The organism is Actinokineospora spheciospongiae (assembly GCF_000564855.1).
Classification (GTDB): Bacteria; Actinomycetota; Actinomycetes; order Mycobacteriales; family Pseudonocardiaceae; genus Actinokineospora; species Actinokineospora spheciospongiae.
This window is the reverse complement of sequence record NZ_AYXG01000099.1, coordinates 39796-66735: the sequence shown is the minus strand read 5'-3', so window position 1 is coordinate 66735 and position 26940 is coordinate 39796. Positions and strand designations below refer to the sequence as shown.

General features: G+C 72.8%; 26 protein-coding genes and 2 tRNA genes. 9 read left to right on the top strand and 19 right to left on the bottom strand.

Annotation, left to right across the window (positions count from 1 at the left end; genetic code table 11):
• The coding region (locus UO65_RS38075; RefSeq protein WP_233427564.1) for a hypothetical protein at positions 1–903 on the bottom strand (903 nt) is incomplete at its 3' end.
• A 457-nt stretch (positions 904–1360) separates the two neighbouring features.
• Here UO65_RS38075 and ctaJ point away from each other — a divergent pair.
• Both ctaJ and UO65_RS13630 read left to right on the top strand, forming a co-directional pair.
• Complete coding sequence (gene ctaJ / locus UO65_RS38070; RefSeq protein ID WP_035282477.1) at positions 1361–1684, top strand: aa3-type cytochrome oxidase subunit CtaJ; 324 nt, start codon at positions 1361–1363, stop codon at positions 1682–1684.
• Positions 1671–2174: a DUF5130 family protein gene (locus UO65_RS13630; protein WP_035282474.1), complete on the top strand. Its 504-nt coding sequence runs from the start codon at positions 1671–1673 to the stop codon at positions 2172–2174. Before ctaJ ends, UO65_RS13630 begins: the two co-directional genes overlap by 14 nt.
• A 108-nt stretch (positions 2175–2282) precedes the next feature.
• Here the strand turns inward: UO65_RS13630 and pepN are convergent, their stop codons facing one another.
• Positions 2283–4853: an aminopeptidase N gene (gene pepN, locus UO65_RS13625; RefSeq protein WP_035282471.1), complete on the bottom strand. Its 2571-nt coding sequence runs from the start codon at positions 4851–4853 to the stop codon at positions 2283–2285.
• 170 nt (positions 4854–5023) lie between these two features.
• Here pepN and UO65_RS13620 point away from each other — a divergent pair, with 170 nt between their 5' ends.
• Together UO65_RS13620 and UO65_RS13615 are read left to right on the top strand one after the other, a co-directional pair.
• Positions 5024–5659, top strand: a complete 636-nt coding sequence (locus tag UO65_RS13620) for a mycothiol-dependent nitroreductase Rv2466c family protein (protein WP_035282469.1) — start codon at positions 5024–5026, stop codon at positions 5657–5659.
• A 160-nt stretch (positions 5660–5819) separates the two neighbouring features.
• Complete coding sequence (locus tag UO65_RS13615) at positions 5820–7250, top strand: aldehyde dehydrogenase family protein (RefSeq protein WP_035282467.1); 1431 nt, start codon at positions 5820–5822, stop codon at positions 7248–7250.
• Between the two features lie 47 nt (positions 7251–7297).
• Here the strand turns inward: UO65_RS13615 and UO65_RS13610 are convergent, their stop codons facing one another.
• A complete protein-coding gene (locus tag UO65_RS13610) occupies positions 7298–7966 on the bottom strand; it encodes an MBL fold metallo-hydrolase (RefSeq protein WP_035282465.1) in 669 nt (222 codons plus the stop codon).
• Between the two features lie 197 nt (positions 7967–8163).
• Here UO65_RS13610 and UO65_RS13605 point away from each other — a divergent pair, with 197 nt between their 5' ends.
• Entirely contained in the window at positions 8164–8634 is a 471-nt protein-coding gene (locus tag UO65_RS13605) for a ribose-5-phosphate isomerase (RefSeq protein ID WP_035282463.1), read from the top strand.
• Positions 8634–9443 (top strand): Fpg/Nei family DNA glycosylase, encoded by an 810-nt coding sequence (locus UO65_RS13600; RefSeq protein WP_035282461.1) that lies wholly within the window; start codon positions 8634–8636, stop codon positions 9441–9443. Before UO65_RS13605 ends, UO65_RS13600 begins: the two co-directional genes overlap by 1 nt.
• A 61-nt stretch (positions 9444–9504) precedes the next feature.
• Here UO65_RS13600 and UO65_RS13595 read toward each other — a convergent pair whose 3' ends face one another.
• Positions 9505–10263 carry a hypothetical protein gene (locus tag UO65_RS13595; protein ID WP_035282459.1) on the bottom strand — a complete coding sequence of 253 codons (759 nt, stop codon included), beginning with the start codon at positions 10261–10263 and terminating at the stop codon, positions 9505–9507.
• Positions 10264–10424: 161 nt separating this feature from the next.
• On the opposite strand from UO65_RS13595, the gene UO65_RS13590 reads away from it, so the two are divergent.
• Complete coding sequence (locus UO65_RS13590) at positions 10425–10940, top strand: GNAT family N-acetyltransferase (RefSeq protein WP_035282507.1); 516 nt, start codon at positions 10425–10427, stop codon at positions 10938–10940.
• Positions 10941–11064: 124 nt separating this feature from the next.
• Here the strand turns inward: UO65_RS13590 and UO65_RS13585 are convergent, their stop codons facing one another.
• From UO65_RS13585 to UO65_RS13515, 15 genes are all read right to left on the bottom strand, one after another.
• Complete coding sequence (locus tag UO65_RS13585; protein WP_035282457.1) at positions 11065–11403, bottom strand: NUDIX domain-containing protein; 339 nt, start codon at positions 11401–11403, stop codon at positions 11065–11067.
• Positions 11404–11548: 145 nt separating this feature from the next.
• On the bottom strand, positions 11549–11716 hold the full coding sequence (locus UO65_RS39100; RefSeq protein WP_459166298.1) for a DUF7919 family protein: 168 nt from the start codon (positions 11714–11716) through the stop codon (positions 11549–11551).
• 14 nt (positions 11717–11730) lie between these two features.
• Positions 11731–12387 (bottom strand): NUDIX domain-containing protein, encoded by a 657-nt coding sequence (locus UO65_RS13575; RefSeq protein WP_035282454.1) that lies wholly within the window; start codon positions 12385–12387, stop codon positions 11731–11733.
• Positions 12388–12545: 158 nt separating this feature from the next.
• On the bottom strand, positions 12546–13220 hold the full coding sequence (locus UO65_RS13570; RefSeq protein WP_035282452.1) for a thioesterase II family protein: 675 nt from the start codon (positions 13218–13220) through the stop codon (positions 12546–12548).
• A complete protein-coding gene (locus UO65_RS13565; RefSeq protein ID WP_063935937.1) occupies positions 13217–14533 on the bottom strand; it encodes an APC family permease in 1317 nt (438 codons plus the stop codon). The genes UO65_RS13570 and UO65_RS13565 overlap by 4 nt, the downstream gene beginning before the upstream one ends.
• Entirely contained in the window at positions 14521–15249 is a 729-nt protein-coding gene (locus tag UO65_RS13560) for an alpha/beta fold hydrolase (protein WP_035282450.1), read from the bottom strand. The genes UO65_RS13565 and UO65_RS13560 overlap by 13 nt, the downstream gene beginning before the upstream one ends.
• Positions 15246–16478, bottom strand: a complete 1233-nt coding sequence (locus UO65_RS13555; RefSeq protein WP_035282448.1) for a cytochrome P450 — start codon at positions 16476–16478, stop codon at positions 15246–15248. Before UO65_RS13555 ends, UO65_RS13560 begins: the two co-directional genes overlap by 4 nt.
• Positions 16465–16698 carry an acyl carrier protein gene (locus UO65_RS13550; RefSeq protein ID WP_084175543.1) on the bottom strand — a complete coding sequence of 78 codons (234 nt, stop codon included), beginning with the start codon at positions 16696–16698 and terminating at the stop codon, positions 16465–16467. Before UO65_RS13550 ends, UO65_RS13555 begins: the two co-directional genes overlap by 14 nt.
• A complete protein-coding gene (locus UO65_RS13545; protein WP_035282444.1) occupies positions 16691–18097 on the bottom strand; it encodes an AMP-binding protein in 1407 nt (468 codons plus the stop codon). The genes UO65_RS13550 and UO65_RS13545 overlap by 8 nt, the downstream gene beginning before the upstream one ends.
• Complete coding sequence (gene asnB, locus UO65_RS13540) at positions 18094–19872, bottom strand: asparagine synthase (glutamine-hydrolyzing) (protein WP_035282442.1); 1779 nt, start codon at positions 19870–19872, stop codon at positions 18094–18096. The genes UO65_RS13545 and asnB overlap by 4 nt, the downstream gene beginning before the upstream one ends.
• Positions 19873–19874: 2 nt before the next feature.
• The gene (locus UO65_RS13535; protein WP_233427563.1) at positions 19875–21521 is read right to left on the bottom strand and encodes a non-ribosomal peptide synthetase; all 1647 of its coding nucleotides are present in this window, start codon (positions 21519–21521) and stop codon (positions 19875–19877) included.
• Between the two features lie 48 nt (positions 21522–21569).
• A complete protein-coding gene (locus tag UO65_RS13530) occupies positions 21570–22331 on the bottom strand; it encodes an SDR family oxidoreductase (RefSeq protein WP_035282440.1) in 762 nt (253 codons plus the stop codon).
• Positions 22332–22354: 23 nt separating this feature from the next.
• Positions 22355–23188, bottom strand: coding sequence for a fumarylacetoacetate hydrolase family protein (locus UO65_RS13525; RefSeq protein WP_035282437.1), 834 nt, complete (start codon positions 23186–23188; stop codon positions 22355–22357).
• A 36-nt stretch (positions 23189–23224) separates the two neighbouring features.
• Complete coding sequence (locus UO65_RS13520) at positions 23225–24253, bottom strand: beta/alpha barrel domain-containing protein (protein WP_233427562.1); 1029 nt, start codon at positions 24251–24253, stop codon at positions 23225–23227.
• An 857-nt stretch (positions 24254–25110) separates the two neighbouring features.
• A tRNA-Pro gene (locus UO65_RS13515) sits at positions 25111–25184 on the bottom strand.
• Positions 25185–25253: 69 nt separating this feature from the next.
• Between UO65_RS13515 and UO65_RS13510 the strand changes: the two genes are divergently transcribed.
• Positions 25254–25324: transfer RNA gene (locus UO65_RS13510), tRNA-Gly, on the top strand.
• Between the two features lie 143 nt (positions 25325–25467).
• Positions 25468–26862 carry a trigger factor gene (gene tig, locus UO65_RS13505; RefSeq protein WP_035282433.1) on the top strand — a complete coding sequence of 465 codons (1395 nt, stop codon included), beginning with the start codon at positions 25468–25470 and terminating at the stop codon, positions 26860–26862.
• Positions 26863–26940 lie beyond the last annotated feature (78 nt).

Sequence of the window (26940 nt, the reverse complement as noted above, 5' to 3'; positions counted from 1 at the left end):
GGCGGAGGTGACTCGGGTGCCGGGAGTGGTGGTGCCGCGCTCGGTGGCGGTGACCCGGGTGCCGGGAGTGGTGCGGGTGGCGGTGACGCGGGTGCCCCGGTGGGTGGCGGTGCCCCGGGTGACCCTGGTGCCTGCGGTGACCCGGGTGCCGGGAGTGGTGCGGGTGGCGGTCACGCGGGTGCCCCGGGTGACGCGGGTGCCGAGGCCGCTGAGGGGAACGTGGGTGCCGGGCGCGAAGGTGGTGACCCGGGTGCCTCGGGTGACCCGGGTGCCGCGCTCGACGGCCGTCACCCTGGTGCCCATGACCAGCAGCGAAGTGACCCTGGTGCCGCGGGTGACGCGCGTTCCGCAGGTCACGCGGGTGCCTCGGGTGACGCGGGTTCCCCTGGTGACCCGCGTGCCCGCCGTGACGCGGGTGCCGCGGCTCTCCGGTGCGGTCCACACGATCCGGAACGCGGTGACGCGGGTTCCGGGCTCCAGCGCGGTGACCCGGGTGCCCCTGGTGACGCGGGTGCCTCGGGTGACCCTGGTACCCGCTTCGAGCGCGGTGACCCGGGTGCCTGCTTCCAGTGCGGTGACTCGGGTTCCGGGCTCCAGTGCGGTGACTCGCGTGCCCCTGGTGACCCGGGTGCCTGCTTCCAGTGCGGTGACTCGGGTGCCCGGCTCCAGTGCGGTGACCCGGGTTCCGCGCTCCACCGAGGTGCTTCGGGTGACCCTGGTGCCCGCTTCCTGTGCTGTGACGCGGGTTCCCCTGGTGACGCGCGTTCCGGCCTCCAGTACCGCTGTGACGCGGGTGCCCGCCTGCGCGGTCACCCGGGTTCCCGGTTCCACCGCCGTGACGCGGGTTCCCCTGGTCACGCGGGTTCCGAGTTCGAGGGCGGTGACCCGGGTCCCCCTGGTCACCCGGGTGCCTCGGGTCACTCGGGTTCCGCGGGTCACCCGGGTTCCGGCGGAGGGGGTGGTGGCGGCGAGGTGAAGGCCGGTGTGGTGCGCGCCCTCACCCGAACGGGTGATAGCGGCGGCCGGGTTGGAGCGGGTGGGGGTGTACATGGAGTGGCCTCCTGGGGGATTGGAGCGCTTCTAATTGTCAGATGACTCTTTCGCAAGGGCCGTACAGGTGAAAAGCTATGACCCCGGGCGGTCACCGACAAGACGTTGTGGCGCGTCTTGATGGCGCACATGCGCAGTTGGGGCCGTTCGCCCCTTGGCGATACGCCCAAAGAGCTACCTCTACGGGCGTCACTCGGCCGATCGGCCTTACCAGGAGAGCACCAACCGGAGACCGTGTGCCCGGACGCGCGCGCAGGGGCAGGCGGGAGTCGTCGCACCCCGTCCGACCTCGTCCGTTACGGTAGCGCTCGTGACACCCGTCGAGACCGTTCTCGTCCTCGCGGTGATCCCGCTGGCCATCTACGGCGTGATCGCCCTGCTGACGCTGCGCGAGAAGTTCGCCAGGTCGCCCCGCTACCGCCCCGGCCAGGAGTGGGAGCACCCGCCCGTGTGGTGGACGGCCAACCCCGATGGGCTCGGCGCGGGGCACCCGGTCCTGTCCGCCGATGGCCACTCCGGTGGCCATTCCGGTGCTCACTCCACCGGTGCCCATTCCGCTGACGTCCACTCGGCCGAACGCGCCGACTCCGCGCTCGTGCGCACGGCCAAGGGAGGTGCCCGTGGCAGCTGGTGAGCTCGTCCACGCGAACCACGCCGACAACCAGGTCGTCGAGGACCCCGAGCACGGCATCGGGGTGGCCAGGACCGCCAGCGGGCGGCTCTCGGTCGCCCGCGAGAAGGTGCCCGCCGCCCCCGGCCTGCCGTTCAACGCCGTGCAGCTCTCCCGGCTCGACGAGGCGCTGACCCTGGCGTCGCGGGCGACCGGCATCGGCTTCAGCGTCTACCTGGGCGACCTCGGGGCCGACCCGCGCGACAAGGCCGAGGAGCTGCACGCGGGCATCGGTGCCGCGTCCGCCGACTCGGCGCTGATCGCGGTGTCGCCGGGGCAGCGCAAGGTGGAGATCGTGACCGGCACCGAGGCGGCCCGCAGGCTGCCCGACCGCGGCTGCAACCTCGCCGTCATGAGCATGGTGGCCTCCTTCAAGGAGGGCGACCTCACCGGCGGCCTGGTCAGCGCCCTGCGGATGCTGGCCGACCAGGCGGGCCACGCCCCCCGGCACTGAGCCCGACCCGGCACCGAGCACGAACCGGCACCGAGCGCGAAGCGCACCGACACCGACACGCAGAAGGCCCGGACCCCGTGGGGGTCCGGGCCTTCTGCCGTCAGGGGGTCAGCTGCCGTCGAACTCGCGGGCCGCCAGGGCGCGGACGATGCCCGCCCGGCCCTCGGTCACCAGCCTGCGCAGCGCGGGCGGGTGCTCCCCGGCCAGCCACTCGTCCGCCGCCTCGACCGTGCTCGGCACGACCGCCCACGCCGGGAACAGGCCCAGGGCCACCGACTGGGCGCGCTCGCTGGAGCGCCGCGCCCACACGTCGGCCACGTCGGCGAAGTAGGACGGGGCGTACCCGGCGAGCAGTTCGCGCTGGGCGGGGTGGGAGAAGCCGGTGATGATGGCCTCGTTCACCGCGTTGGGCAGCTCGTCGTCGCGGGTGGCGCGGCGCCACGCCTCGGCCTTGGCCTCGGCGGTGGGGCGCAGCGAGGTGGCCCGTTCGGCCTGGCGGTGGCCCGCGGCGGTGGAGTCGCGGCGCAGCTCCGCCTCGATCTCCGCCTCGCCCGCCGCGCCGTGCGCGACCAGGGCGTGCAGCAGCCGCCAGCGCAGGTCGGTGTCGACGACCAGGCCCTCCAGTGGCGCGGAGCCGTCGAGCCAGCCGCGCAGCACGGTCAGCTTCGCCTCGTCCAGGACCGACCCGGCCAGCGAGTTGGCGAAGGCGAGCTGGTGGTCCGAACCCGGGGCCGCGGACCGCGCCAGCTCCAGGATGCGGTCGGTGAAGGTCTGCCAGCCGGTGGGCGCCCAGGCCGGGTCGGCGTAGGAGCCGAGCGCGGTCTGCGCCTGCATCAGCAGCCGCTGCACCACGCCGACCTCGGTCTCCGCGGCCAGGCCGTGCGCCACCAGGGTGACGAAGTCGCGGGCCTTGAGTTCCGCCTCGCGGGTCATCTCCCAGGCCGCCGACCAGCACAGGGTGCGCGGCAGCGGTTCGGTGATGTCGCCGATGCGGTCGATCAGGGTGGTCAGCGACACCGGGTCCAGGCGCATCGTGCAGTAGGTCAGGTCGTCGTCGTTGACCAGCAGCAGCTTGCCCCGGCCGACCCCGAGCAGCGCGGGCACCTCGGTGCGCTCGCCGTCGACGTCGACCTCCACCCGGTGGGTGCGGACCAGGTTGCCGTCGGCGTCGTCGTCGTAGACGCCGATCGCGACCCGGTGCGTGCGCAGCTCGCCCTTGCCCGGCTTGGCCCCGCCCTGGAGCACGGCGAACTCGGTGAACTTCCCGTCGGCGTCCACCTCGAACCGGGCGCGCAGCGAGTTGAGGCCGGTGGTCTGCAACCACTGGGCGCTCCACCACGACAGGTCGCGGCCCGACGCCTCCTCCAGCGCCCCCAGCAGGTCCGACAGGGTGGCGTTGGCCCAGGCGTGCTTGGCGAAGTACACCTTGAGCCCGGACAGGAAGTTCTCCAGCCCCACGTACGCCACGAGCTGCTTGAGCACGCTCGCGCCCTTGGCGTAGGTGATGCCGTCGAAGTTGACCTCGACCGCCTGCACGTCCGGGATGTCGGCCGCGACCGGGTGCGTCGAGGGCAACTGGTCCTGCCGGTAGGCCCAGGACTTCTCGATGTTGGCGAAGCTGGTCCAGGCGTGCTCGTACTCGGTGGCGTTGGCCTGCGCCAGCACCGAGGCCCAGGTGGCGAAGGACTCGTTGAGCCACAGGTCGTCCCACCAGCGCATGGTGACCAGGTCGCCGAACCACATGTGCGCCATCTCGTGCAGCACCGTCTCGCAGCGCCGCTCGTAGGCGTAGCGGGTGACCCGGCTGCGGAAGACGTAGTCCTCCAGGAAGGTCACGCAGCCCGCGTTCTCCATCGCGCCCGCGTTGAACTCCGGCACGAAGCACTGGTCGTACTTGCCGAACGGGTACGCCACGCCGAAGTTCTCGTGGAAGAACCCGAAGCCCTGCTTGGTCTCGGTGAACAGCCGGTCGGCGTCCATGTGCTCGGCCAGCGACGCGCGGCAGTAGATGCCCAGCGGGATGGTGCCGTGCGCGTCGGTGAACTCGTCGCGCCACTCGGCGTATGGGCCCGCGACCAGCGCCACCAGGTAGGTGGAGATCCGGTCGGTGGTCTCGAACTCGTGCCGGACCGCCCCCTCCACGCCGCCCTCGACGTCGGTGGTGGTGGCCGTGGCCGCGTTGGAGATCACCTTCCAGCCGCGCGGGGCGATGACCCGGACGGTGTAGGTGGCCTTGAGGTCGGGCTGGTCGAAGCAGGCGAACATGCGCTTGGCGTCGGCCGTCTCGAACTGCGTGTACAGGTACACGCCCTTGTCGACCGGGTCGACGAACCGGTGCAGGCCCTCACCGGTGTTGGTGTAGGAGCAGGTGGCCGACACGGTCAGCTCATTGGTCTCGGCGAGACCGGTCAGCACCAGGCCGTCCTCCTCGCGGTAGTCGTCGACCGGCAGCGCGGTGCCGTTCAGCTCGGCTGACTCCACCGACGCCGCGATCAGGTCGATGAAGGTGTCCGCGCTCGGATCGCCGCTGCGGAACCGCACCGTGCTGCGCGAGGAGAACGTCGTCTCGCCCGGCTGACCGATCCCGTCGGTCAGGTCCAGCTCGATGACGTAGGACTCGACCTCAAGCAGGGCGGCACGCCGTTGTGCTTGGTCTCTGGTCAGGTTGGGCGCGGCCACTCAATACACCTCGGCGGACTCGTCGATCTCGGAACTGACAATCGCATCCAATCACGCCTCGGGCCCTCCCCGTGGCCGGGAAGGATTCGGGTCCGCCGCGCGTTGCACCGCCCGGGGGGCGGTCGCGCCCCCGAGTCCCGCACGCCGAACCGAGTACGGAGAGCACGCCGATGACCGCTGCGCAGTCCCCCGAGGCGCCCGTGACCAGGACCAAGGTCGACTTCTACTTCGACCCCGCCTGCCCGTTCGCCTGGATCACGTCCCGGTGGATCTTGGAGGTGGAGCAGCACCGCGACCTCGACCTGAACTTCCGGGTGATGAGCCTGTCCGTGCTCAACGAGGGTCGGGACCTGCCGGAGCAGTACCGCGAGATGCTGGACAAGGCGTGGGGGCCGGTCCGGGTCGCGGTGGCCGCGGCGCAGGCGCACGGCGAGGGGGTCCTGCGCGACCTCTACACCGCCCTGGGCACCCGCATCCACAACCAGGGCAACAAGGACACCGACGCGGTCATCGCCGAGGCGCTGGCCGAGGTGGGCCTGCCCGCCGAACTGGCCGCGGCCGCGCACACCGACGAGTACGACGAGGCCCTGCGCAAGATGCACCACGAGGGCATGGACCCGGTCGGCGAGGACGTCGGCACCCCGACGATCCACATCGACGGCGTGGCGTTCTTCGGCCCGGTCCTGTCGTCGATCCCGCGCGGGGAAGAGGCCGCCAAGGTCTTCGACGGCGCCCGGCTGCTGGCCGGCTACCCGGACTTCTTCGAGCTGAAGCGCACCCGCACCGGTGGGCTCAACTTCGACTGAGCGCTTTCGCCGGGTGGCTGTCACCCGCGTGCGCGTTCGTTGACCGATCGCTGACCGACCACGGCGTCCGCACCGGGTGTGACCCGGGATGCCGTGGTCGGGTCGTTTCCGCTGTGCCATCGTTGGGGCACGGTTCCCACCACTCTTGGAGGATGGATCAATGGCTGCTCCGGTCACCGCGCGCACCGGCCACGTCATCGGTGGTTCGCTGGTCGAGGGGGCCGGTGACCGCATCGACGTGGTGAACCCGGCCACCGAGGAGGTCATCGCCTCGGTCCCGGCGGGCACCCCGGCCGACGTGGACGCCGCCGTGCGCGCCGCCCGCGCCGCGTTCGCGGGCTGGTCGGTGCGCGACCCGAAGGAGCGCGCCGCGGCCGTGCTGCGGGTCGCCCAGGGCATCGCGGCCCGCCGCGACGAGCTGGCCGCGACCATCACCGCCGAGATGGGCGCACCGATCTCCTTCGCGGCGAAGGTGCAGGCGAGCCTGCCCGCGGCGACGTCGTCCGCGGTGGCGAAGCTGGTCCTCGACGGCGGCTACGACTTCACCGAGGAGGTCGGCAACTCGCTGGTCGTGCGCGAGCCGGTCGGTGTCGTCGGCGCCATCACCCCGTGGAACTACCCGCTGCACCAGATCGTGGCGAAGGTGGCCCCGGCGCTGGTCGCGGGCAACACGGTGGTGCTCAAGCCCAGCGAGGTCGCCCCGCTCAACGCCAACGTCTTCCTGGAGGTCCTCGCCGAGGCGGGCATCCCCGACGGCGTGGTCAACCTGGTGCACGGCACCGGTCCGGTCGTCGGCGACGCCATCTCCGGGCACCCGGACGTGGACATGGTGTCGTTCACCGGGTCGACCGCCGCGGGCAAGCTGGTGTCGGTCAACGCCGCGGGCACGGTCAAGCGGGTCGCGCTGGAGCTGGGCGGCAAGTCCGCCAACGTGATCCTCGACGACGCCGACCTGGAGCGGGCCGTGAAGATCGGCCTGGGCAACACCTTCATCAACGGCGGCCAGACCTGCTCGGCCTGGACCCGGTGGGTCGTCCCGGCCGCCCTGCACGACCAGGTCGTCGAACTCGCCGTCGCCAACGCGGCCAAGTACACCGTCGGCGACCCCACCGAGGCCGCCACCCGCATCGGCCCGATGGCCTCCCTCGCCCAGCGCGACCGGGTCCTGGGCTACATCGCCGACGGGGTGGCCGAGGGCGCGACCCTCGCCCACGGCGGCACCACCGACGGCCTGCCCGGCACCGGCGCGTTCGTCCCGCCGACGGTGTTCGCCGGGGTGCGCTCGGACATGAAGATCGCCCAGGAGGAGATCTTCGGCCCGGTCCTGTCGATCCTGCCCTACGCCGACGAGGACGAGGCGGTCGAGATCGCCAACTCCACCATCTACGGCCTCGCGGGCGCCGTGTTCGCCGGGGACGACGACCGCGCCCTGCGGGTGGCCCGCAGGCTGCGCACCGGCCAGGTCGACATCAACGGCGGCGCCTACAACCCGGCCGCCCCGTTCGGCGGCTACCGGCAGTCGGGCAACGGCCGCGAGCTGGGCAAGTTCGGGCTGGAGGAGTTCACCGAGGTCAAGTCCATCCAGCGCTGAGGTCCGCGGGAGGCCCCCGGTCCGCCGGGGCCTCCCGCTGCCCGGGGTCAGCGCCGGGCGGCCAGCTCGGCGCGCTGGGCCTCGACGAAGGCCCGGTCGACCGGGTTCCCGTGCCCGGGGACCACGACGTCGGCGGCTCCGAGGCGGCCCAGCACCCCCACCCAGGACGCCACGTCCGCGTCCGGGCCCACCGCCGGGGGAGCGCCCTGCTCGACCAGGTCACCGGCGAACAGCACCCCCGCGTCCGGCACCCGCACCACCACGTCGCCCGGGGTGTGCCCGGGACCGAGGTGCCGCAGCTCGACCACCCGGCCACCCAGGTCCAACTCCACCCGGTCGAGCACCTCGCGGTCCGGCACGACCACCGGTGACCGGGCCAGCCGCTCCGCCCGGAAAGGCTCCCGCGCCGACCACTCGGCCACCTGCGCGGCCGTGCCGTGCGCGATCTCCGCCGCGGTCGCCGGGTGCGCCCACACCGGCAGCGGGCCGAACGCGGACGTGCCCAGGTGGTGGTCCCAGTGCCCGTGGGTGATCACCGCCGACCACGGCAGCGCGGTCAGCTCCCGCACGGCCTCGGCGAACTCGGCACCGTGCCCGGCGTCGGTCCCGGTGTCGACCAGCAGGCAGCGCTCGGTGCCCAGGACCAGGCCCAGGGTCAGGTCGAGGTCGGCGTGGCGGCGGGCGAACACCCCGTCGGCGAGTTCCAGCCAGGTCACCGCACCGGTCTACACCACGATCCGCGTCGGCCGCCCGGTTGCCGGGTCCGGCTCGCCGCCCAGCGCCGCGATCACACCTTCGCCGCATCGTCGGCGGCACGCCGCACCACCGACCGGTCCGGCCGCATCACTGCGCCCACTCTCCCGCCGCAACCCTCCTGTCCGGTGTTGCCCGACGGGATGGCAGACTCGCCGACGTGCGCGTCTACCTCGGATCGGACCACGCGGGCTTCGAACTCAAGGCCCACCTCGCCAACCACCTCGCCGCGGCGGGCCACGACGTCGTCGACGTCGGTCCGCACGCCTACGACGCCCAGGACGACTACCCGCCGTTCTGCGTGGAGACCGCCCGCCGGGTCGTCGGTGACGGGGGCAGCCTCGGTGTGGTGATCGGCGGGTCCGGCAACGGCGAGCAGATCGCGGCCAACAAGGTCCCCGGCTGCCGCGCCGCCCTGGCCTGGAGCACCGAGACCGCGCGGCTGTGCCGCGAGCACAACGACGCCCAGGTCATCGGCGTCGGCGCGCGGATGCACAGCACCGAGGACGCCACCGCGATCGTCGAGGCGTTCCTGGCCACCCCGTTCTCCGCCGACGAGCGGCACGCCCGCCGCATCGGGCTGCTGGCCGAGTACGAGCGCACCGGCACGCCGCCCGCCCTGCCCGCCTGATGCCGGAGGGGCACGCGCTCCACCGCCTCGCCCGGCTGCACCAGCGGCGCTACGCCGGGCACCCGGTGGCCGTGTCCAGCCCGCAGGGCCGGTTCGCCGCCGACGCGTCCCTTGTGGACGGCCGGGTGCTCCGCCGGGCCGAGGCGCACGGCAAGCACCTGTTGCACGTGTACGAAACCGACCTGGTCGTGCACGTGCACCTCGGGCTCTACGGGTCGTTCGCCGAGCACGAACTCCCCACGACCGCGCCCGTGGGCCAGGTCAGGATGCGGCTGGTCGGCCCGACGCACTGGACCGACCTGCGCGGTCCCACCCGGTGCGAGGTCCTCACCGCCGCCGGGGTCGAGGCGCTGCACGCCCGCCTGGGTCCCGACCCGCTGCGCCGCGACGCCGACCCGGACCCGGCGTGGTCGCGCGTCTCGCGCTCGCGCACCTCGATCGGCGTCCTGCTGATGGACCAGTCGGTCCTGGCGGGTGTGGGCAACATCTACCGCGCCGAGGTCCTCTTCCGGCACGGCGTCCACCCGCTGCTGCCCGGCAAGTCCCTGGACCGGGCCTGCTGGGACGACATGTGGGCGGACCTGGTCGTCCTGATGCGGACCGGTGTCCGCCGCGGCCGCATCGACACCGTCCGCGACGAGCACCTGCCCCGGGCCATGGGCCGGGCGCCCCGCCGGGACCGCCACGGCGGCGAGGTCTACGTCTACCGCCGCACCGGCCTGCCGTGCCTGGTCTGCGGCACCGAGGTGCGCGGGGAAGTGCTGGCGGGCCGCAACAACTACTGGTGCCCCACCTGCCAACCCGAGTAGTCCACCCCGGACAGCGGGCGGACCGGGCCCCCGATCGGTGCCCGGTCCGCCGCGCGCGGGTTCAGAAGTCGAAACCGCCCATGTCGCCGCCGCCCCAGTCACCACCGGAGTCGCTGCCGCCCCAGTCGCCTTCGCCGCCCGCGTCGCCCTGGTCGGCGGCCGCCGCGTCGGCCTGGCCCGCGTCGTAGCCGGACTCCCACGCCTGGGCGTCGGGGATGCCCGCCATGCCGGAGAACATGGCGCTGAACAGCAGCACCGAACCCATGCCCCAGGCACCCGCCACCAGCGCGGGCTTCCACCACGGTTCGCTGTACCAGCCCTGCGGCACCGGTCGGCCCGCCACCCGGCCACCCGGGTAGTAGTGCGGGGTGTTGCGCCCCGGCTGCGGGGAGGCCTCGTAGTCGTGGCCCTCCACGCTCACCCGCCGGTCCTGCTCGACCCGGCCCGCGGCCCGCTGCTCGGGGTCGGCGGGCAGCTCCGGCCCGGGGTCGATGCCCATGGCCGTGCGCGCGGCCCGCACGTAGTACAGGCCCTCCATCGCCGTCTTGGTGACCAGCCCGCACTGCTCGACCGTGGTCGCCTGCTCCATCTGCGACCCGGCCGCGGTGTAGCGCTCGGACGCGTCGGCGAGCGCCTGCCGGGACGCCTCGTCGGTGCCGGTCAGGTTGACCACCTGCCCACCCAACCGCTCCACCCAGCGGCGTGCCTCCGCCTTCGCGTCGTCGAGCCTGCGCTGCTTGGCCGCACCGCTGTTGCGCATGGCCACCGCGCCGATGGCCACGACCGCCAGGACCACGACGACCAGCAGGACCGTGCCCATGTTTCCTCCCCGTGCCGGGAAAACCCCTCGCACTGGACAACGCACCGGCGCGCCCAGGGTTCCCGGGACCAGCCGTTCTCGGACCAATCCGTTCCGCGGCGGACCGCCGACCGATAGGGTTCGCGGATGCAGCGACGGTCGCCGGGACCCCTCGGGTGAACATGGCCCCGCCGGTGCTGGTCCGCGAGGCCACCGCCGAGGACGCCGCCGCCGTGGGCGAGGTGCACGCCGAGGCGTGGCACCAGGCCTACCGGGACCTGTTCGAATCGGAGTGGCTGGCCAGGTTCGTCGCCGAGCGCCGGGTCCGCTGGTCGACCAGGATGGCCACCCCCGAGTTCGCCGCCGACACCCTCCTCGTCGCCGAGCGCGGCGACAGCGTCGTGGCCTTCGCCTGGTTCGGCCCCTACCCGGACAAGCCCGCCGACGCCGAACTGCGCGCCTGCTACGCCCACCCGTCCGTGTGGGGCACCGGCGTCTCCCGCGCCCTGATGGACGGGGTGTGGGACGCGGTGGCCGACTGCCGCCGCGTCCGCCTGTGGACCCTGGCGGGCGCCAACCGGGCCCGCCGCTTCTACGCGAAGGAGGGCTTCGCCGAGACCGGTCTCTTCCGCGAGCACGACTTCGGCGACACCCGCCCGGTCCTGCAACTCGAGTACGCGGCCACGCCCCCGCGCTGACGGCCCGGCACCCGGCCCTTCACGCGGAATGGTTCGAGGCCCGCCCACGCAAGCATCCCTGACCAGCCGCGGACAGCCGTCGGCGCCGCCCGTCCGTGAACTCGCGCACTGCGGTGACTGCCAGTCAGACGCCCCAGCGCCGGACCCGTACCCCGGCCATCTCGCCGCCAGGTTCGCCGACCGCGACCCAGCGACCCCCACCGGCCACATCCCCACCAGCCGGTCTGGCCCGCAACAGCACGGAGAACTCCTCCTCCCCGTCGAGCCCCTCCACCTCCACGTCCCCGACAGCGACCCCGGTCTGCTCGGCCACCACCCGGGCGGCAGCCTCGACCACGGCCTCCCCGACCCGAACCACCCCGGAGGGCAGTTCGAGCGACCCGTTCCGGGCGACCACCAACACCGACCCGGCCCCGTCCACGACCAGCACGGTCGCGACGAGCCCACTCCCGATCATCGTCATGGGCCCAGAAGTACCCGCATGGGCGAACGCCAATCCCAACCGCGGATGACCTCTCAGCGAATCCCCGAGTGGTCCCGGCCGGTGGGCCGGGACCACTCGGGGATCACCCGTCCCGCGCGTCCACCCAGTGGACGGCCTCCACGAATCATTGAGGTGGTCGGTACCCGTGCTCGGCCACGTGGTGCCCGATCAGAGTGGGTACCGCGTACACCGTCCCGTCCGGCCCGCCGATCTCTGCGTCGGGCCCGAGCCGGCCGACGTTGACCGCCGCCTTCCACGGCCTCGTCAGCTCGGCATGACCGTATGCGGACATGTCCGCGAAAACCGTCACTCGTCCAGCACCTCCCGGCAGGCAGCCCAGTTACCGACACCCATGTTCGGCTGTGGCAAGTCGCTGAGCAGAGTGCTGGTGTCCTGGGGCTTGTCCAGGAAACCGCGCTTGGTGGGCCAGCCGACGGTGCTGGTGGTCGACGCCGACTGCACCGACATGTTGACCTTGGTGGTCTGCCGGGTCTGCGCGTCGTGGCGGCCACGCCCCCGCGCTGACGCCCGGTGAAGCTCCAGGCGGGCCCGGGTTGGACCGTCCCTGCGAGCGGGGTGGCGTCCGCCGCTACCGCAGGTACGGCAGTCCGGCTTCGTCGAGCCCGCGCTCCACCCGCTCCTGCACGCCCGGCGCCAGCGCGAGTTCCCCGAGCCGCTCCGGCTCCACCCACTCGGCCCCGTCGGCGAGGTCCCGTCCACCGGCCGCGCCCGCAGCACCACCGCGAACTCACCCGCGCTGTCCAACCCCACCAGCGACGCCCCCGCCACCACCACCCCGGTCTGCGCCAGCACCGCCCGCGCCGCCGCCGCGACGACGGTCTCCCCGGTCCGCGCGGCCCCGGTCGGCAGCTCCAGCCGCCCGCCGCGGTCCACCATCAGCACCAACCCGGCGTCGTCGACCACCAACACGGCGGTCGCCAGGGCGTTCTCCATCACGGTCATGTGCCCAGTGATACCCGCGCGGTCGATCTTCCCGCCGAAGCGCAGGTGAACACCAGGTCCTCCCGGTGCGAAAAGACGCCACCAGCGACGGCCCCGCCCGATGATCCGCCGCTCGGCGGCGACGCGGCGATCTCCGCCCGCGGCGGCCGGGTTCCCGCTCAGGCGCAGCGGGCGGTCACCCACGGCGGGAACTCGGTGGAGCGCAACGGGGCCGAGTGCCCGCCGGGCACCGTGTGCGTGGTGAACGAGCCGTTCGTGGCGTTCGACCACAACGCGATGGACTCGTCGGTGGTCAACCCGTCCCGGCTGCCCCGGATCGCCGAGACGGGGCACGTCAGCGCGGTCGCGGGCGGCGTGAGCCCGCGCAGGAGGCGCAGGTCGTTGGCCGTCGTCTCGATGACCACCTCGCGCCAGTCCGGCGAGGGCGCGGTGGCCAGCGCGGTCGGGTCGGTGTCGTCCAGGTAGGTGGCCACCTCCGCCGGGCTGGCGACGGGGGGCACCGACAGGAGTTCGGGGGCCGAGGCGCCGGTGACGATCAGCGTGGCGGGCGGTGTTCCCCGCTCGGTGAGGTTGCAGGCGACGGCGTGCGCGACGTAGGCGCCGTAGCTGTGGGCGACCAGGACCGGGGCGGGCAGCGCCGCGGCCTGGTCGGTGGCGGACTCGATCACCTCGTCGAGGGTGTCGGGGTGTTCGCCGAAGCTGCTGCCGAAGCGGCCCGGGTACTTGATCAGGCGGGTTTCCCGGCGGCCCAGCGTGTCGGTGAGGGGGGCGAACTCGCCGCCGAAGGAACCCGCCCCGGGGAACAGGGCGTAGCGCGGCAGGGTGCGGCTCATGTCTTCTCCCTGGTGGTTTCGCGGAGTGCGGGGGTGGGGTCGTCGGCGGCGGGGGTGGCGACCGCGGCTCGGCGGGAGAAGCGGGCGACCAGGACGACGACCAGGAGGGTCACCGCGAAAACCGCCCAGCTCAACCACATCGACGGACCCGCGATCACCGTCACGCCGACGACCACCACCGCGCACACGGCGCCGACGGCGATGCGGGACGGGCCGGAGGCCAGGCGGGTGAACGCCGCCGCGCCGACGCCGTAGAGGACGAAGTAGACACCGCCGGAGAGGATGAACAGGAACTCGAAGGGGAACAGGTCCATGGCGCCCAGCACCGCGATCACGGTGAGGACGCACCCCACGGCCACCACCGCCGTGATCGGGTTGCGGTCGTGCGCGCGGACCCTGCTCAGCGCGGCGGGCAGGAAACCGCTGCGCGCCATGCCGAAGACCAGCCGCGACAGGGCGAGGACGGACGCGCACACGTTGGCGGTGATGCACGCGACCACCAGCACCGCCGCCGCCGGGCGGCCCAGGTCGCCGAAGGCGCGGTCGGCGAGGACGAGCAGCGGGGCGGACTCCAGGGCGTCCTCGCCGGAGTCCACGGCCGCGAACAGGCCCAGCAGCAGCAGCCCGTACAGGGTGATCACGATCACGTAGGACGCGGCGAAGATGCGCGGGATCAGGTCGGACCGCTTGTGCTCCTCGAAGGTGAAGGCGACGGTCTCCCACCCGGTGAACGCCACGTACACCGCCGTGAGGACCGAGCCCAGCGCGCCGATCCCGGGCACCTCCAGCGCGGGCGGGCGCGGCCCGTGCTCCCCGATGGCCGCCACCGCCGTCGCCAGGATCAGCGCGAACAGCGCCAGGATCAGGCCCACCTGCAACCTGCCGGAGAACGACGCCCCCGCCGCGGCGACGAAGGTGGCGCCGACCAGGACCAGCAGCGGGAACACCCACGCCAGCACCCCGATCCCGGAGAACTCCGCCAGGTAGAACCCGCCGGTGATGGCGGTGGCCGGGATGCCGGTGACCAGCGCGAGGGCCGCCAGCATGCCCGAGGTGCGCCCCACCGGCTTGCCCAGCGCCACCTCGGCGTAGTGGGCGACCCCGGACGCGGCGGGGTGGCGGCGGCCGAGCCAGGCGTAGCAGTACAGCAGGGGGATCACCGAGAGCGCGGCGATCGCCCACGGTTGCCAGGCCGCGGTGTCGAGCCGGTGGTAGCTCATTCCGGGCAGGATCATCATCCCGCTGCCCAGGATGGTCGACAGGGCGACGAAGGTCCCCACGAACCCGCCCATCGACTGCTTCAGCTTCTCCACGCGACATCCCTTCGCACCGAGGCGACCACCGAGTCCACTGCGCGCTCGAGGATATGGCCGGGGGTTCCGGTCAGCATGTGCGAACCGTCCGCCTCGATGAGGTCCAGACCACTCCGGGAGCGCTCCCGCCACCGCAGGCAGTGCCGGACGCCGATGAACGCGTCCCCGCGCGTGGCCAGCACGCACAGCGGGCCCACGTCACCCATCCCGGCGACCCGCACGGCCAGCTCGTCGGCGACCTCGGCGTCCGCGCGGACCCCGTCGGCGACCTCGGCGAGCAGTTCCTCGTCGTCGAGCAGTTCGGCCGGGAAGCCGTCCCCGCCGAGGATGCGCGCGATCTCGGCGTCGTCGGACGCCGACATCGTGGGGATGCGCCCCTCCGCGTCGGGGCAGGGCGGGTTGATCCCCAGGACGCCGACCGGGAAGTCCGCGCGCAGGGCGCGGGCGGCCAGCAGCGCGGCGAGACCGCCCATGCTGTGCCCGACCAGGACCACGCTGTCGGCACCGGTCCGCCCGGCGGCGCCCCCGACCGCGTCCACCACCGCGTCGAGCCACCGTCCCGAGTGGAACTCGGCGGTGCTCGACGGGGTGGCCAGCGGCAGGTGCTGCGCCCCGCGCGCGGCGGCGATCGGGGTCAACCAGGCCAGGCTGGTGCTGCCCGCCCCCGCCGCGGGGAAGGAGGCGATCAGCGGCGCCGCACCGGCGGACCCGCTCACGCGACCAAGGCCTTCGCCTTGACCACCTCGACCTGCAGCTCGGTGAGGCCGAGCATGAAGTTCGAGTACAGCCTGCGCGGCGGTGCCACCACCTCGAAGGCCCTGTCCCACTCGGCCAGCTCCTCGACGAAGGTCTGGACCTCCAGGGTGGCCACCGGTGCGCCGATGCAGCGGTGCATGCCCGCGCCGAAGGCGATCTGCTTGTTGTCCCGGCGGTCCACGACGAACTCGTCCGGCCGCTCGAACACGTCCTCGTCGCGGTTGGCGGACATGTTCCACAGGGTCACGAAGCTGCCCTCCGGGATGACCTGCCCGCCCACCTCGAAGTCGGCGACCGACAGCCGCTGCACGTAGCTGTTGGTGGAGGTCCAGCGCAGGAACTCCTGGGTCGCCACGTCCGCCCCGACCCGGCCGTCGACCACCCCGCGCCACTGGTCGCGCTCGGCGTCGATGGTGGTGACGACGAGGCTCGCGGTGTGCGGGGTGGTCTCGTTGCCGCCGACGGCGACGTTGAGCCCGTTGAGCAGGGCCACGTCGCGCGACATCGCCCCGGAGGCCACCAGCTGGGCGAGCATGCCGATCATGTCGTCGTCGGCCCCGGAGGCGATCCGGTCGTCGATCAGCTCCTCGATGAAGTCGAGCACCTCCAGCTGCGCGTCGACCAGCGAGTCCAGCGAGGAGCCGCCGACGTAGGCCGCGTCCCGGTAGCCGATCATCGTGCGGGTCCGCTCCAGCAGGTGCCCGGCGTCGGTGGCCCCGATGCCGAAGAGCACCTCCAGCACGCCCATCGGCAGCGCGGGGGCCACCACCCGGCTGAAGTCGACCCGGTCGCCGACGGCCAACCCGTCCAGCGCGGTGCGGATGTTGCGGCGGACCGTCTCGCCGATGCGGGCGAGCATGGTGCGGTTGAAGCCGCCCGCCTTGACCGGCTTCTTGATGGCCGCGTGCTCGGGTTGGTCGGCGACGATGAGCATCCGGCCGGAGGCGGAGTCCTTGCGCGGCAGGTAGGAGCCGTCGACCATGGTGCCGTAGGCGGAGCTGAGCCGGGTGTGGTCGACGTAGGCGGCGTGGACGTCGGCGTGCTTGGTCAGGGCGTAGAACTCGTACCCGTCGGCCCGCCGGTGCAGCGACACCGGGGCCTCCCGGCGCAGCTGCGCCAGGTACGACCAGGGGTCGCCCGTGGCGAAGAACTCCGCGGAGTAGAGCGGGCTGTCCTCAACGACCAGCATTGTCGGCTCCGATCAGGTCGACGATCCCCTCGGGGGTGCGCCCGCCGAAGAACACGTGACCGGGCACCTTGACCCCGGTCCACTTCTTCAGCAGGGCGCGGCAGCGCAGCACGGCGAGGGAGTCCACGCCCGCGGTGAAGATGTCGGTGTCGCCCGAGACGTCGCGCCTGGCGACCTCGCGCACGCAGTCGATGATCATTTTCGTGGTGATGTCAGACATGCTCTCCGGTCCTTGTCCTCGTGCGGTACAGCTCCATGAGTGCCCTGGCGTCGACCTTCCCGCCGTCCTTGACGGGAAAGCCGTCGAGCAGCTCCACCGCGATCGCGGGGGAGAAGCGCTTGACGACCGGCTCGACCTCGGTGGGCGAGGTCCCCGGCCCGCCGACGCGGACGAAGGCGACGGTGTCCGCCCCGTCCTGCACGACCCGGCAGTCGGCCGCCCCGGGCAGCGCGGTCACCTCGGTCTCCAGCGCGGCGGTGTCCACCCGAACGCCGTTGACCTTGACCTGGCTGTCCAGTCGGGCGACGAAGACCAGCGCGCCGTCCGGGTCGGGGCGCACCAGGTCCCCGGTGCGGTAGACCGCGTGCCCGCCCTCGGTGGGGAAGCGGTCGACCACCCGCCCGTGGTCGAGGTAGCCCAGGCACACCACCGGGCCGCTGACCACCAGTTCGGTGCCGTTGTCGCGCTGTTCCAGCCGCTGCGCGCAACCGTCGAGCGGGGTCCCGATCGGGATCTCGGCCAGCCCGGTGGGGTCGGCGGGCAGCACGTGCCCGTGCGTGGCGAAGGTCGCCTCCGTGGGCCCGTACAGGTTGACGAAGCGGGTGGCCAGACCGGCGTCCCGGGCCTGCCGGACGGTGGCGACGCGGAACCGCTCGCCGCCGCTGAACACCCACGGGATGTCCTCGACGCACTCGGGCAGCGACTGGACCAGGGTCGCCACGACGGCCGCGGGCAGCAGCACCCGGTGCACGCCGTACCGCTCGACCAGTTCCGGCCAGGCGAACACGTCGTCGGTCACCTTCGGCAGGCAGACCACCACCCCGCCCACGGCGGCGGTCTTCCACGTGTCGAACCACCAGCCGTCGTAGGCGGGGGAGGCGAAGTTGGCGGCCACCAGCCTGCCCTCGACCGGGACGTCGAGACCGCGGCAGCCGAACAGCGCGGCCAGGTTGCCCCGGGTGACCGCCACGGCCTTGCGGGCACCGGTGCTGCCGGAGGTGAAGTTGACCGCCACCACCTCGGGGGGCAGCCGGTCGGCGGGCAGCCCGCCCGCCGCCACCTCGACGACCTCGGGCGGCCCGTCCACCGGCACCGAGAGCACCAGGTCGGGGCGAATCCTGGCCAGCTCGGCGGGACCGAGGCCGTCGTCGACCGCGACCACCCGGCCCGCCCGCCACGCGCCGAGCTGGCCCGCGAACGCGCCCAGCCTGCTCGCCGCCCGCACCAGCACCACCACGGTCCCCGGGGCGGCCCGGACGGCGGCCTCGACCCCGGCGGCGAGTTCGTCGACCCGCCGCCAGGAGTGCTCGGTGCCGCCCTCGACCCACAGCACCTCCGACGACCGCCACCGGTCGTCGCCGATCACCGCGTCCCACCCCGTGCCCATCCGCCCGGTCATGGCAGCAACCCCAGTTCGTCGACGACGGTGCTGATGCTGATCACGCTAAGCCGCACGTCCCACTTGTCGGGCCGTCGCGCGGCGAGCCCGTCCAGGGCGTCGAGGGCGTCGGGCCGGAACAGCCCGCTGGCCGCCACCAGGTCGCGCCACCTGGTCAGCGTCGGCCCGTCGGCCACGGCGGTCAGGCCGTGGGCGGTGAAGCCCTGCTTGGCCCGGTGCAGCACCGACTCGGGCAGCAGCCCCGCGTAGGCCTGCTTCAGGCAGGCCTTGCCCTCGAAGTCGGCGACCTTGCGCTCGTCGGCCACGCGCAGCGCCGCGTCCACCACGCCGTTGCCCAGGAACGGGTAGCGGCCCTCGATGGAGTTGGCCATGAGCATCGAGTCGCCGTGGTCGCCGAGCAGGTGCCCGGCGAGCTGGACGTGCACGTCGGCCACCGACCGCAGCTGCATCGGGGTCAGCGCGGCGGCCTCGGCGTCGGTGAGCGGCACCAGGCGGTCGCGCCAGAACTCCCGGCCCGCCACCGCCTCCGCCGCCTCCGGGGCCAGGCAGGCCTCCTTGCGCGCGGCCAGCCGCGCCCAGTCGACCTCCCAGCCGAAGTCGGCCCTGCCCCACGCCGAGGCGTTCTCCTCGCGGGCGGTGGGCGGCTTGCGGCGGGCGGCGTCGAAGACGTAGGAGTCGTAGCCGAAGAACAGCTCGTCGGCGCCCTCCCCCGACACCACGCCCTTGACCCCGGCGAAGCCGACCTCCCTGGAGAGCATCAGCGCGGCGACGTTGTAGGTCTCGCGCTGCGGGTAGCAGCAGTGCCGCACCATCGCCTCGAACTCGCCCGCCACGTCCGCGGCGGTGCACCGCACCTGGTGGTGCTCGCTGCCCGCCACCTCGGCGACCACCCGCTGGAAGCGGCCCTCGTCGAGCGCGGCGTCGTCGAAGACCACCGAGAAGGTCTTGGGCGGCTTCTCCAGCAGCCGCGCGGCCTCCACCACGATGGTGGAGGAGTCGAACCCGCCGCTGAGGTAGGCGCCGATCTCCACGTCCGCGGTGAGGCGGTCGCCGACCGCGGTCCGCACGCGCTCGCGCAGCTCCTCGGCGGGCACGTCCTCCCCGGCGGTGAACCCGCCGTAGCGCCAGTAGCGGATCGTCTCCTGGCCGTCGGCGTCGAACCGGACCGCGCAGCCGAGCGGGACGGCGCGCACGTCGCGCACCAGGGTGCGCGGCGCGACGACGTTGCCCAGCGACAGGTACTGGTCCACCGCGGTGTGGTCGACCCGCCACGGACCGGGCACGGTGGTCACCAGCGCCTTGATCTCCGAGCAGAAGTGCACCTGCCCGCCCACGCCGGTGTAGTGCAGCGGGCACACCCCGAACCGGTCCCTGGCCAGGTAGAGCGCGTTCTCGGCCCGGTCGAGCACGGCGGTGGCGAACTGCCCGTCGATCCTGGCCAACCCGGCCACGCCGTGCCGCGCCACCAGTTCCGGCACGACGGCGACGTCGACGGTGTTGGCCCAGTCGTCGCCGCCCAGCTCGCGCCGCAGCCGCGCGGCGTTGTAGATCTCGCCGTTGGTCATGGCCACGAACCGGCCGGAGCGGTCCTCGGCGGGCTGCCAGCCGTGCACCAGGCCGGTCATGCCCAGCCGGGCCAGCTTCATCGACACCGAGGGGGTGTTGAGCGAGTAGACCTCGTCCGGGCCGCGGTGGGTGATGCGGCGGACCATGGTGGCGCTGAGGGTCCGGTCGGGGTCGCCGCCGGGGGCGAAGGTGCCGCAGATGCCGCACACGGCTACACGCTCCGCTCGGGCAGCCGCTCGGACAGGTCGCGCAGGGTGTCCGCGCGCAGCACGTCGCGCACCCCCACGTCCACCCAGCCCAGCTCCTTGAGCCTGGTCACCAACACGACCGCCGAGGCCGAGTCGCCGCCGACGTCGAAGAAGTTGTCGTCCAGCGTGACGTCGTCGATGCCGGTCAGCCCGTGCACCAGCTCCAGCACGGGGTCGCCGCCGGACCCGCCGCCCGCCCCCGCCCGGCGGTCGGCGCGCAGCGCGTCGCGGTCGACCTTGCCGTTGGGGGTGTGCGGGAACTCCTCGACGCGGGTGAGCACCGAGGGCACCTTGTACGGGTCCAGGGTGGACTCCAGGTGCTCGCGCAGCGCCCGGGGGCTGACCCCGCCCCGGAAGTAGCAGACCAGGGCGTCGGCGGCGGCGTCGCCACCGTCGTGCGCCTCGGCCACGACCACCGCGTCCAGGACACCGGTCAGCCCGCACACCGCGTTCTCCACCTCGCCGGGGTCCACCCGGTAGCCGCGCACCTTGACCTGCCGGTCGACCCGCTCGACGAAGTGCAGCCCGTCCTCGCGCTCCTCCACGACGTCACCGGTGCGGTACTCGTCGCCGAAGGGCCGGACGCCGTCCTCGGCGAGGTAGCCGACGGCGACGCTGTTCCCGGTCACCACCAGCTCCCCGCGACCGCCCTCACCGTCGACGCGCAGCCCGCAGTCGCCGACCCGCTCGCCCAGCGGCACCTCCGACGCGCAGCTCCCCGGGTCCAGCGGGTCGCTGAGCAGGTTGCAGATCGTGGTCTCGGTCGTGCCGTAGGCGTTGTGGAAGGCGGCCACCGCGGACCACCGGCGCACCACCGATGGCCTGCACGCCCCGCCGCCGTTGAGCACGTGCCGCAGCGCCGTGCCGGGGCCGGGTTCGGTGGCGGTCAGCGCGAACGGGGTGGTCTTGACGTGGGTGATGCCGAAGCGCTCCAGGGTGCCGCCCAGCACCGGGCCGGGGGTCAGCAGCGACTCGTCCACCACGACCAGGCAGGCACCGGAGGTCAGCGTCCACAGGATCTCGGTGACGCAGCCGTCGAAGGTGAGCCGGGCGAACTGCAGCGTGCGGCAGCCCGGGCCCACCTCCAGCCGCTCGACGTGGTCGTGGACCACCGGGACCAGCGCGGCGGCGCGCACCAGCACGCACTTGGGTTCACCGGTGGAACCGGAGGTGTGGATGGCGTAGGCCAGTTCGGACCTGACCTCGTCGAGCCCGGCGGGGGAGTGGCCCGCCGCCGTCGCCCACCGGGCGGGCACCAGGTCCGGGTCCTGCTGCCCGGGCAGGCAGCGGGCGAGCAGCCGCACGCCCAGCAGGCCCGCCTTGGCCGAGTTCGACGCCTCGCTGTCGCGGGGGTCGAGGAAGACGAAGGGGCGCCCGGCGCGCAGCGCGCCGATCATGGCCACGATCGAGCCCGCCCGGCGGTCGGCCTCGATCCCGACGAACTCCCCCGGCGCGGTGCGCCGCTCGAGTTCGAGGGCGAACTCCTCCACGTACTTCCCGAACTCCCGGTAGGTGAGGGTGCGCTCGGGGGTGGCCAGGGCGTCGGCGTCCGGGTGCTCCCGCACGACCAGGTCGATGCGGTCCACGATGGGCAGGTCTCGGCTCAGCACGGTCTCAGCTCACTTTCCGTGGCGGTGGGGGTGGGGTTCGGGAACGGGTCAGAACGCCCGCACGTATCCGCCGTCGCAGCGGATGCCGGTGCCGGTGATGTAGGCGGCGGCGTCACCGGCCAGGAAGGACACCAGTTCGCCGACGTCGTCCGGGGTTCCGTAGCGGCCGACCGGGATCTCGGCCAGGGTGGCGGCCCGCACGGCGTCGGGACTGGTGCCCGCCCGCCGGGCCGCCGCGGCGTCGGCCGACCGCAACCGGTCGGTGTCGACCTTCCCGGGGATCACGTGGTTGACCGTGACGCCGTCCGGCCCGGCGCTCTCGGCCAGCAGCTTGAGGTAGGAGCGCACCGCCGAGCGGACCACGGTGGACCCGGCCAGGCCGGGGATCGGCACGTCCACCGAGCTGGAGGTGATGGCGATCAGCCGCCCCCACCGGTTGCGCCGCATCCCGGGCAGGACCGCGTCCACGACGCCCCGCACCGGCAGCAGCATCGTTTCGAACGCCGACCGCAGCCCCTCGGCGGACAGCTCGTCCACCGGGCCCGGCGGGTGCCCGGGCGTGTTGAGCAGCACGATGTCGAACGGACCCGCCGCCGCCACGGCCGCGGCGACCCCGGCGGGGTCGGCGAAGTCGCAGGCGAAGGACCCGTGCCCGGTCCCGGGCAACCCGGCCGCGGCGGCCGCGGCGCGGTCCGCGTCGCGACCGGACACCGTGACCGCCGCACCGCGGCGCGCGAGGCTGAGCGCGACCCCGGCGCCGATGCCGCGCGTCCCGCACAGCACGAGGGCGCGCTTTCCCTGGTGTCGCATGGTTCCCGACTCCCCGGTCGCCGCTACTTGACCGGGTGCGACAGGGCGCCGACGCCGTCCACAACGGCCTCGACGAGGTCGCCGGTCCGGATGACGGCGGCGCCGGGGGTGCCCGTGCAGATCACGGTGCCCGGCCGCAGGGTCCGCCCCGCCGAGAAGTACTCCACCAGGAACCCGATGTCGTACATCATGTCCGCGGGGGTGGCCGAGGCGATGGTCTCGCCGTTGCGGACGGTCGACACCCGCAGCCCGGCGAGGTCGGCGTCGGTGAACTCGTCCACGGTCACCAGCACCGGCCCGATGCTGCAGAAGGTGTCGAAGCCCTTGGCCCAGGGGATGTGGCGCGGGTTCTCCCGGATGACGTCCTCGGCCGTCATGTCCAGCACGGTGGTCACCGCGGCCACGACCGACCGCCAGTCCTCGCGCCGCACGTCCTTGGCCCCGGTGCCGAGCACCAGCCCCAGCTCGGCCTCCGCGGTGATGCGCTCGGACCGGGTGGGCAGCTCGATGTGCGCGCCGTTGTCGATCAGGCACCCGTTGGGCCGCAGGTAGGACCCCGGCCCGGACGTGGGCTGCGTGGTCTCCAGGTCCTGGGAGTGCTTGCGGTAGTTCAGGCCCGCGCCCCAGATGTCCGCCCCGCCGTCGGCGACCGTTGGCGCCCCGGCCAGGTCCACCGGGACCGGCCGCAGCGACCCGACCGCCCGGTCGAGCGCGCCCGCCAGCCGCGCGGGCCGGTCCCCGGTGAGCAGGTCGCAGGCGCGGGAGGTGCCCGCGAACCCGTCGACCCGGTCCACCGCGTACCACTGGTCGTCGTGCCGCACCAGGACGCCGCCTGCCCCGGACTTGGTGAGCCTCACGATCGTTGTCCTCCTTCGCTGGTCGGGGTGGGCGCGTCAGGCGGCGGCGCGGTGGGCGAGCAGGGCGGCGGCCCGGTGGAAGTGGTCCTTGGTGGGGCTGTGGTCGGTCAGCCCGGCCGCGGTCTCCATCAGCACGGCCGGGTCGGTGGCCGTCTTCTCCGACAGCTCGCTGACCAGCGGGAAGTAGCCGGAGTGGATGCCGATCACGCCGCCGAAGACCTGCATGGTGCGGTCCTCGGGCACCACGCGCATGTTGGCCCGGCAGAACTCCGCCAGCCGCGCGAGCTGCCGGTAGCCGAAGCGGTCGCGGTCGGTCTTGGCGATGATGCCCGCCAGCGACTCCAGCTCGGCGTTGCCCGCGCCGCGGCCGATTCCGTTGAGCGTGCCGTCGGCGATCAGCGCCCCGGATTGCAGCGCGGTGATGCTGTTGACGTTGGCCATGCCCAGGTTGTTGTGCCCGTGGAAGCCGACGGTGGCGAAGTGCCGCGCGACGGCGCTGACGTAGGCCCGCACGTCGGCGGGCAGCATGGTGCCGTGCGAGTCGACCACGTACACACCGGCCAGGTCGTCGCGGACGCCCTCGAGCATCGGCAGCAGCCGGTCGAGCGCGGTGTCGCTGGTCTTCATCAGGTTCAGGTAGACCCGCGGGCACGCGTCGGCCACCTCGTCGAGGTAGCCGAGGTTGTCGGCCACCTTCTCGGCCTCCATGCCGACCCGGACGAAGGACATGCCCCGGTCGCACATCGCGGCGATGCTGGACACCCGGGTGAACGAGGGCTGCGCGAACATCCCCCACTGCTTGTCCCCCAGGGTCGACCCGGCGATCTCGCACCACCGCTCGTCGGCGATCGAGCACGCCCGCACCCCCGCCCGCTCCGCTTCCAGGCCGAGCCCGTGCCCGATCTCCACCAGCGGTACGGAGGTCTCGCCCAGCCCGGCGAGCAGCTCGACGGCGAAGTCGTCCTCGAACTGGAAGTCGACCGCGTAGGAACCGTCGCGGATCGTGCAGTCGAGCAGCATGGCCCCTTCGGGGAGGTCCGTGCGATCGCGGGAAGCCAGCGTCATTGCGCACTCCTCAATCGATGCGAAGCAAAAGTGGTGGGGCCGGGGATGGGCACCCCGGTCGCGTCGTATCCCAGCGGGAAAGAAAAAGGTGGTCGAGTCGGGAGCGCCGACCGCGGGAAATGCCCGCATCAGCAGGGAAGAATCACCGGTTGGCTACCCGTCGAACCGTCAGCGGACGAAAAGCTGATGAATTGCGCACCGGCCCCGATCTGGTGTGGGACCAGCACCGAAAATTTTCTCCATGACCTTTCGCTGTCAGGGGAATTCCCGACGCATGGCCTCGGAAACTAGGCCGTTCGAGTGATCCTCCGTCGCCATGCGTGAAGCCCGCGTCGGCGGATCGCCGGGCCGGGGAAGGCCCGGAATCGGTTCCGGAATTGTCCTGTGTGTACTCGAAACGCGCATGTTCCCATTGCGCGGAGTGGCAATCCGCCCGGCGTGGATTAATTCGCGACTGATCCGAACGGGTGTGCGCCGATTGGTCCTTCTGCAAGCACGGCGAGCTGATTGCGGCTCCGACTGCCCGGCCCGTCGTGTGACCACTCGGTGTCCATTCGGTGCACTGCTGGGTGAAGTCCCGATTTCTTCCCGGAATGACCTGCCGGTCGCCGACGCGCTGTTGTCGAGGTGGGCCGCGGCCATTCCGGCGGGGTCGCACCCGGGTGGTGTGGAACCTGTGCCCCCGGAGCGGGAGTGGCTGCCGGGGTGCCGGAGCGCGGCGAGGACTTCCCCGGCCCCGGCGGGGTGGGCGCAGGCGGCGTGCCTGACCAAGCGGAGGGTCGTGGAGCGCTGTTTCGGCTCCGCTCCGCGGGCGCGGGGCGCGAAAAGGGGCACCCACCAGCGTGGATGCCCCTTTGTCGGGCTGACAGGATTTGAACCTGCGACCCTCCGCTCCCAAAGCGGATGCGCTACCAAGCTGCGCCACAGCCCGGGGTACTTCGCACAGAGCCTAGCGCCACCCGCTACTGTTGCCCACGCAGCGCTCGACAGCGCTGCGCACGCGGGCGTAGCTCAATGGTAGAGCCCTAGTCTTCCAAACTAGCTACGCGGGTTCGATTCCCGTCGCCCGCTCCGCTGAAACGGCCGGTCGTGGACCGGCCGTTTTCCACGTGCGCACCCCCGGCTCCCCACCTGCGCGTGCTCGCCTAGACTCGGGGGCTGACCCCGGCCGAGTCGCCGGGTACGCCCCCTGACAGCCGCACGAGGAGATCACGTTGAAGAGCACCGTCGAGCAGCTGAGCCCGACGCGGGTACGGATCAACGTCGAGGTGCCGTTCGACGAGCTCAAGCCGAACTTCGACCGCGCATACCGCAAGCTCGCAGGCCAGGTCCGCATCCCCGGGTTCCGGCCGGGCAAGGCCCCCGCCCGGGTCATCGAGTCCCGGATCGGCCGCGCGCCGATCCTCGACGAGGTCGTGAACGAGGCGATCCCGGCCAAGTACATGGAGGCCGTGACCGCCGGTGAGGTGAAGACCCTCGGGCAGCCCGACATCGAGGTCACCAAGCTCGAGGACGGCGACCACCTCGCCTTCACCGCCGAGGTCGACGTCCGCCCGGACATCACCATCCCCGCCTACGGCGACTTCAGCGTCACCGTCGACGACCTCGACCTGGCCGACACCGAGGTGGACGAGCAGCTCGACGAGCTGCGCGCCCGCTTCGGCACGCTGACCGGCGTCGAGCGCCCGGTGGAGAGCGGGGACTTCGTCTCCATCGACCTCTCCGCCACCGTCGACGGCCAGGACGTCGAGGAGGCCAAGACCTCCGGGCTGTCCTACGAGGTCGGCTCCGGCGAGCTGATCGAGGGCATCGACGAGGCCCTCGTCGGGACCCCCGCCGGGGAGACCAAGACCTTCACCACCACCCTGGTCGCGGGCGAGTTCGCGGGCAAGGAGGCCGAGGTCGCGGTGACCGTGCAGTCGGTCAAGACCCGGGAGCTGCCCGAGGCCGACGACGACTTCGCCCAGCTCGCCAGCGAGTTCGACACCATCGAGGAGCTGCGCGCCGACCTGCGCGAGCGGCTGTCGCGGGTGAAGAAGATGCAGCAGGGCGTGCAGGCCCGCGACAAGATCCTCGAGGCCCTCCTGGAGACCGTCGAGGTCCCGATCCCGGAGAAGGTCCTCGAGTCCGAGATCGAGTCGCGCCAGCACGACGCGGTGCACAGCTTCGACCACGACCAGGACAAGCTCAACGAGTTCCTGGCCACCCAGGACCAGACCCGCGAGCAGTTCGACACCGAGGTGCGCGAGGAGGCCGAGAAGTCGGTCCGCACGCAGCTCATCCTCGACGCCCTCGCCGAGGCCGAGCAGGTCCAGGTCAACGACCAGGAGCTGACCGAGCGCATCGTCTACCAGGCGCAGCGCTTCGGCGTCAGCCCGGACGAGTACGTCCAGCGCGCCCAGCAGTCCGGCCAGCTCGGCGCGATCTTCGCCGACGTGCGCCGCGGCAAGGCGCTGGCCGCGGTGGTCCGCCAGGCGACCGTCACCGACGAGTCGGGCGAGACCGTCGACCTGAGCGAGCTGTTCGGCCCGGTCGAGGCGGCGCCCGCCGAGTCGGCGGAGACCCCCGCCGTGGTCGAGGCCGAGGTCGAGCCGGAGCCCGCCAAGTAACGGGCGCGTTCCAGTCGGAGAGTCTGTGACGCTCTGAGCGAAAGTGGGCGGTGTCGGGAAGTCGGCGCCGCCCACCTT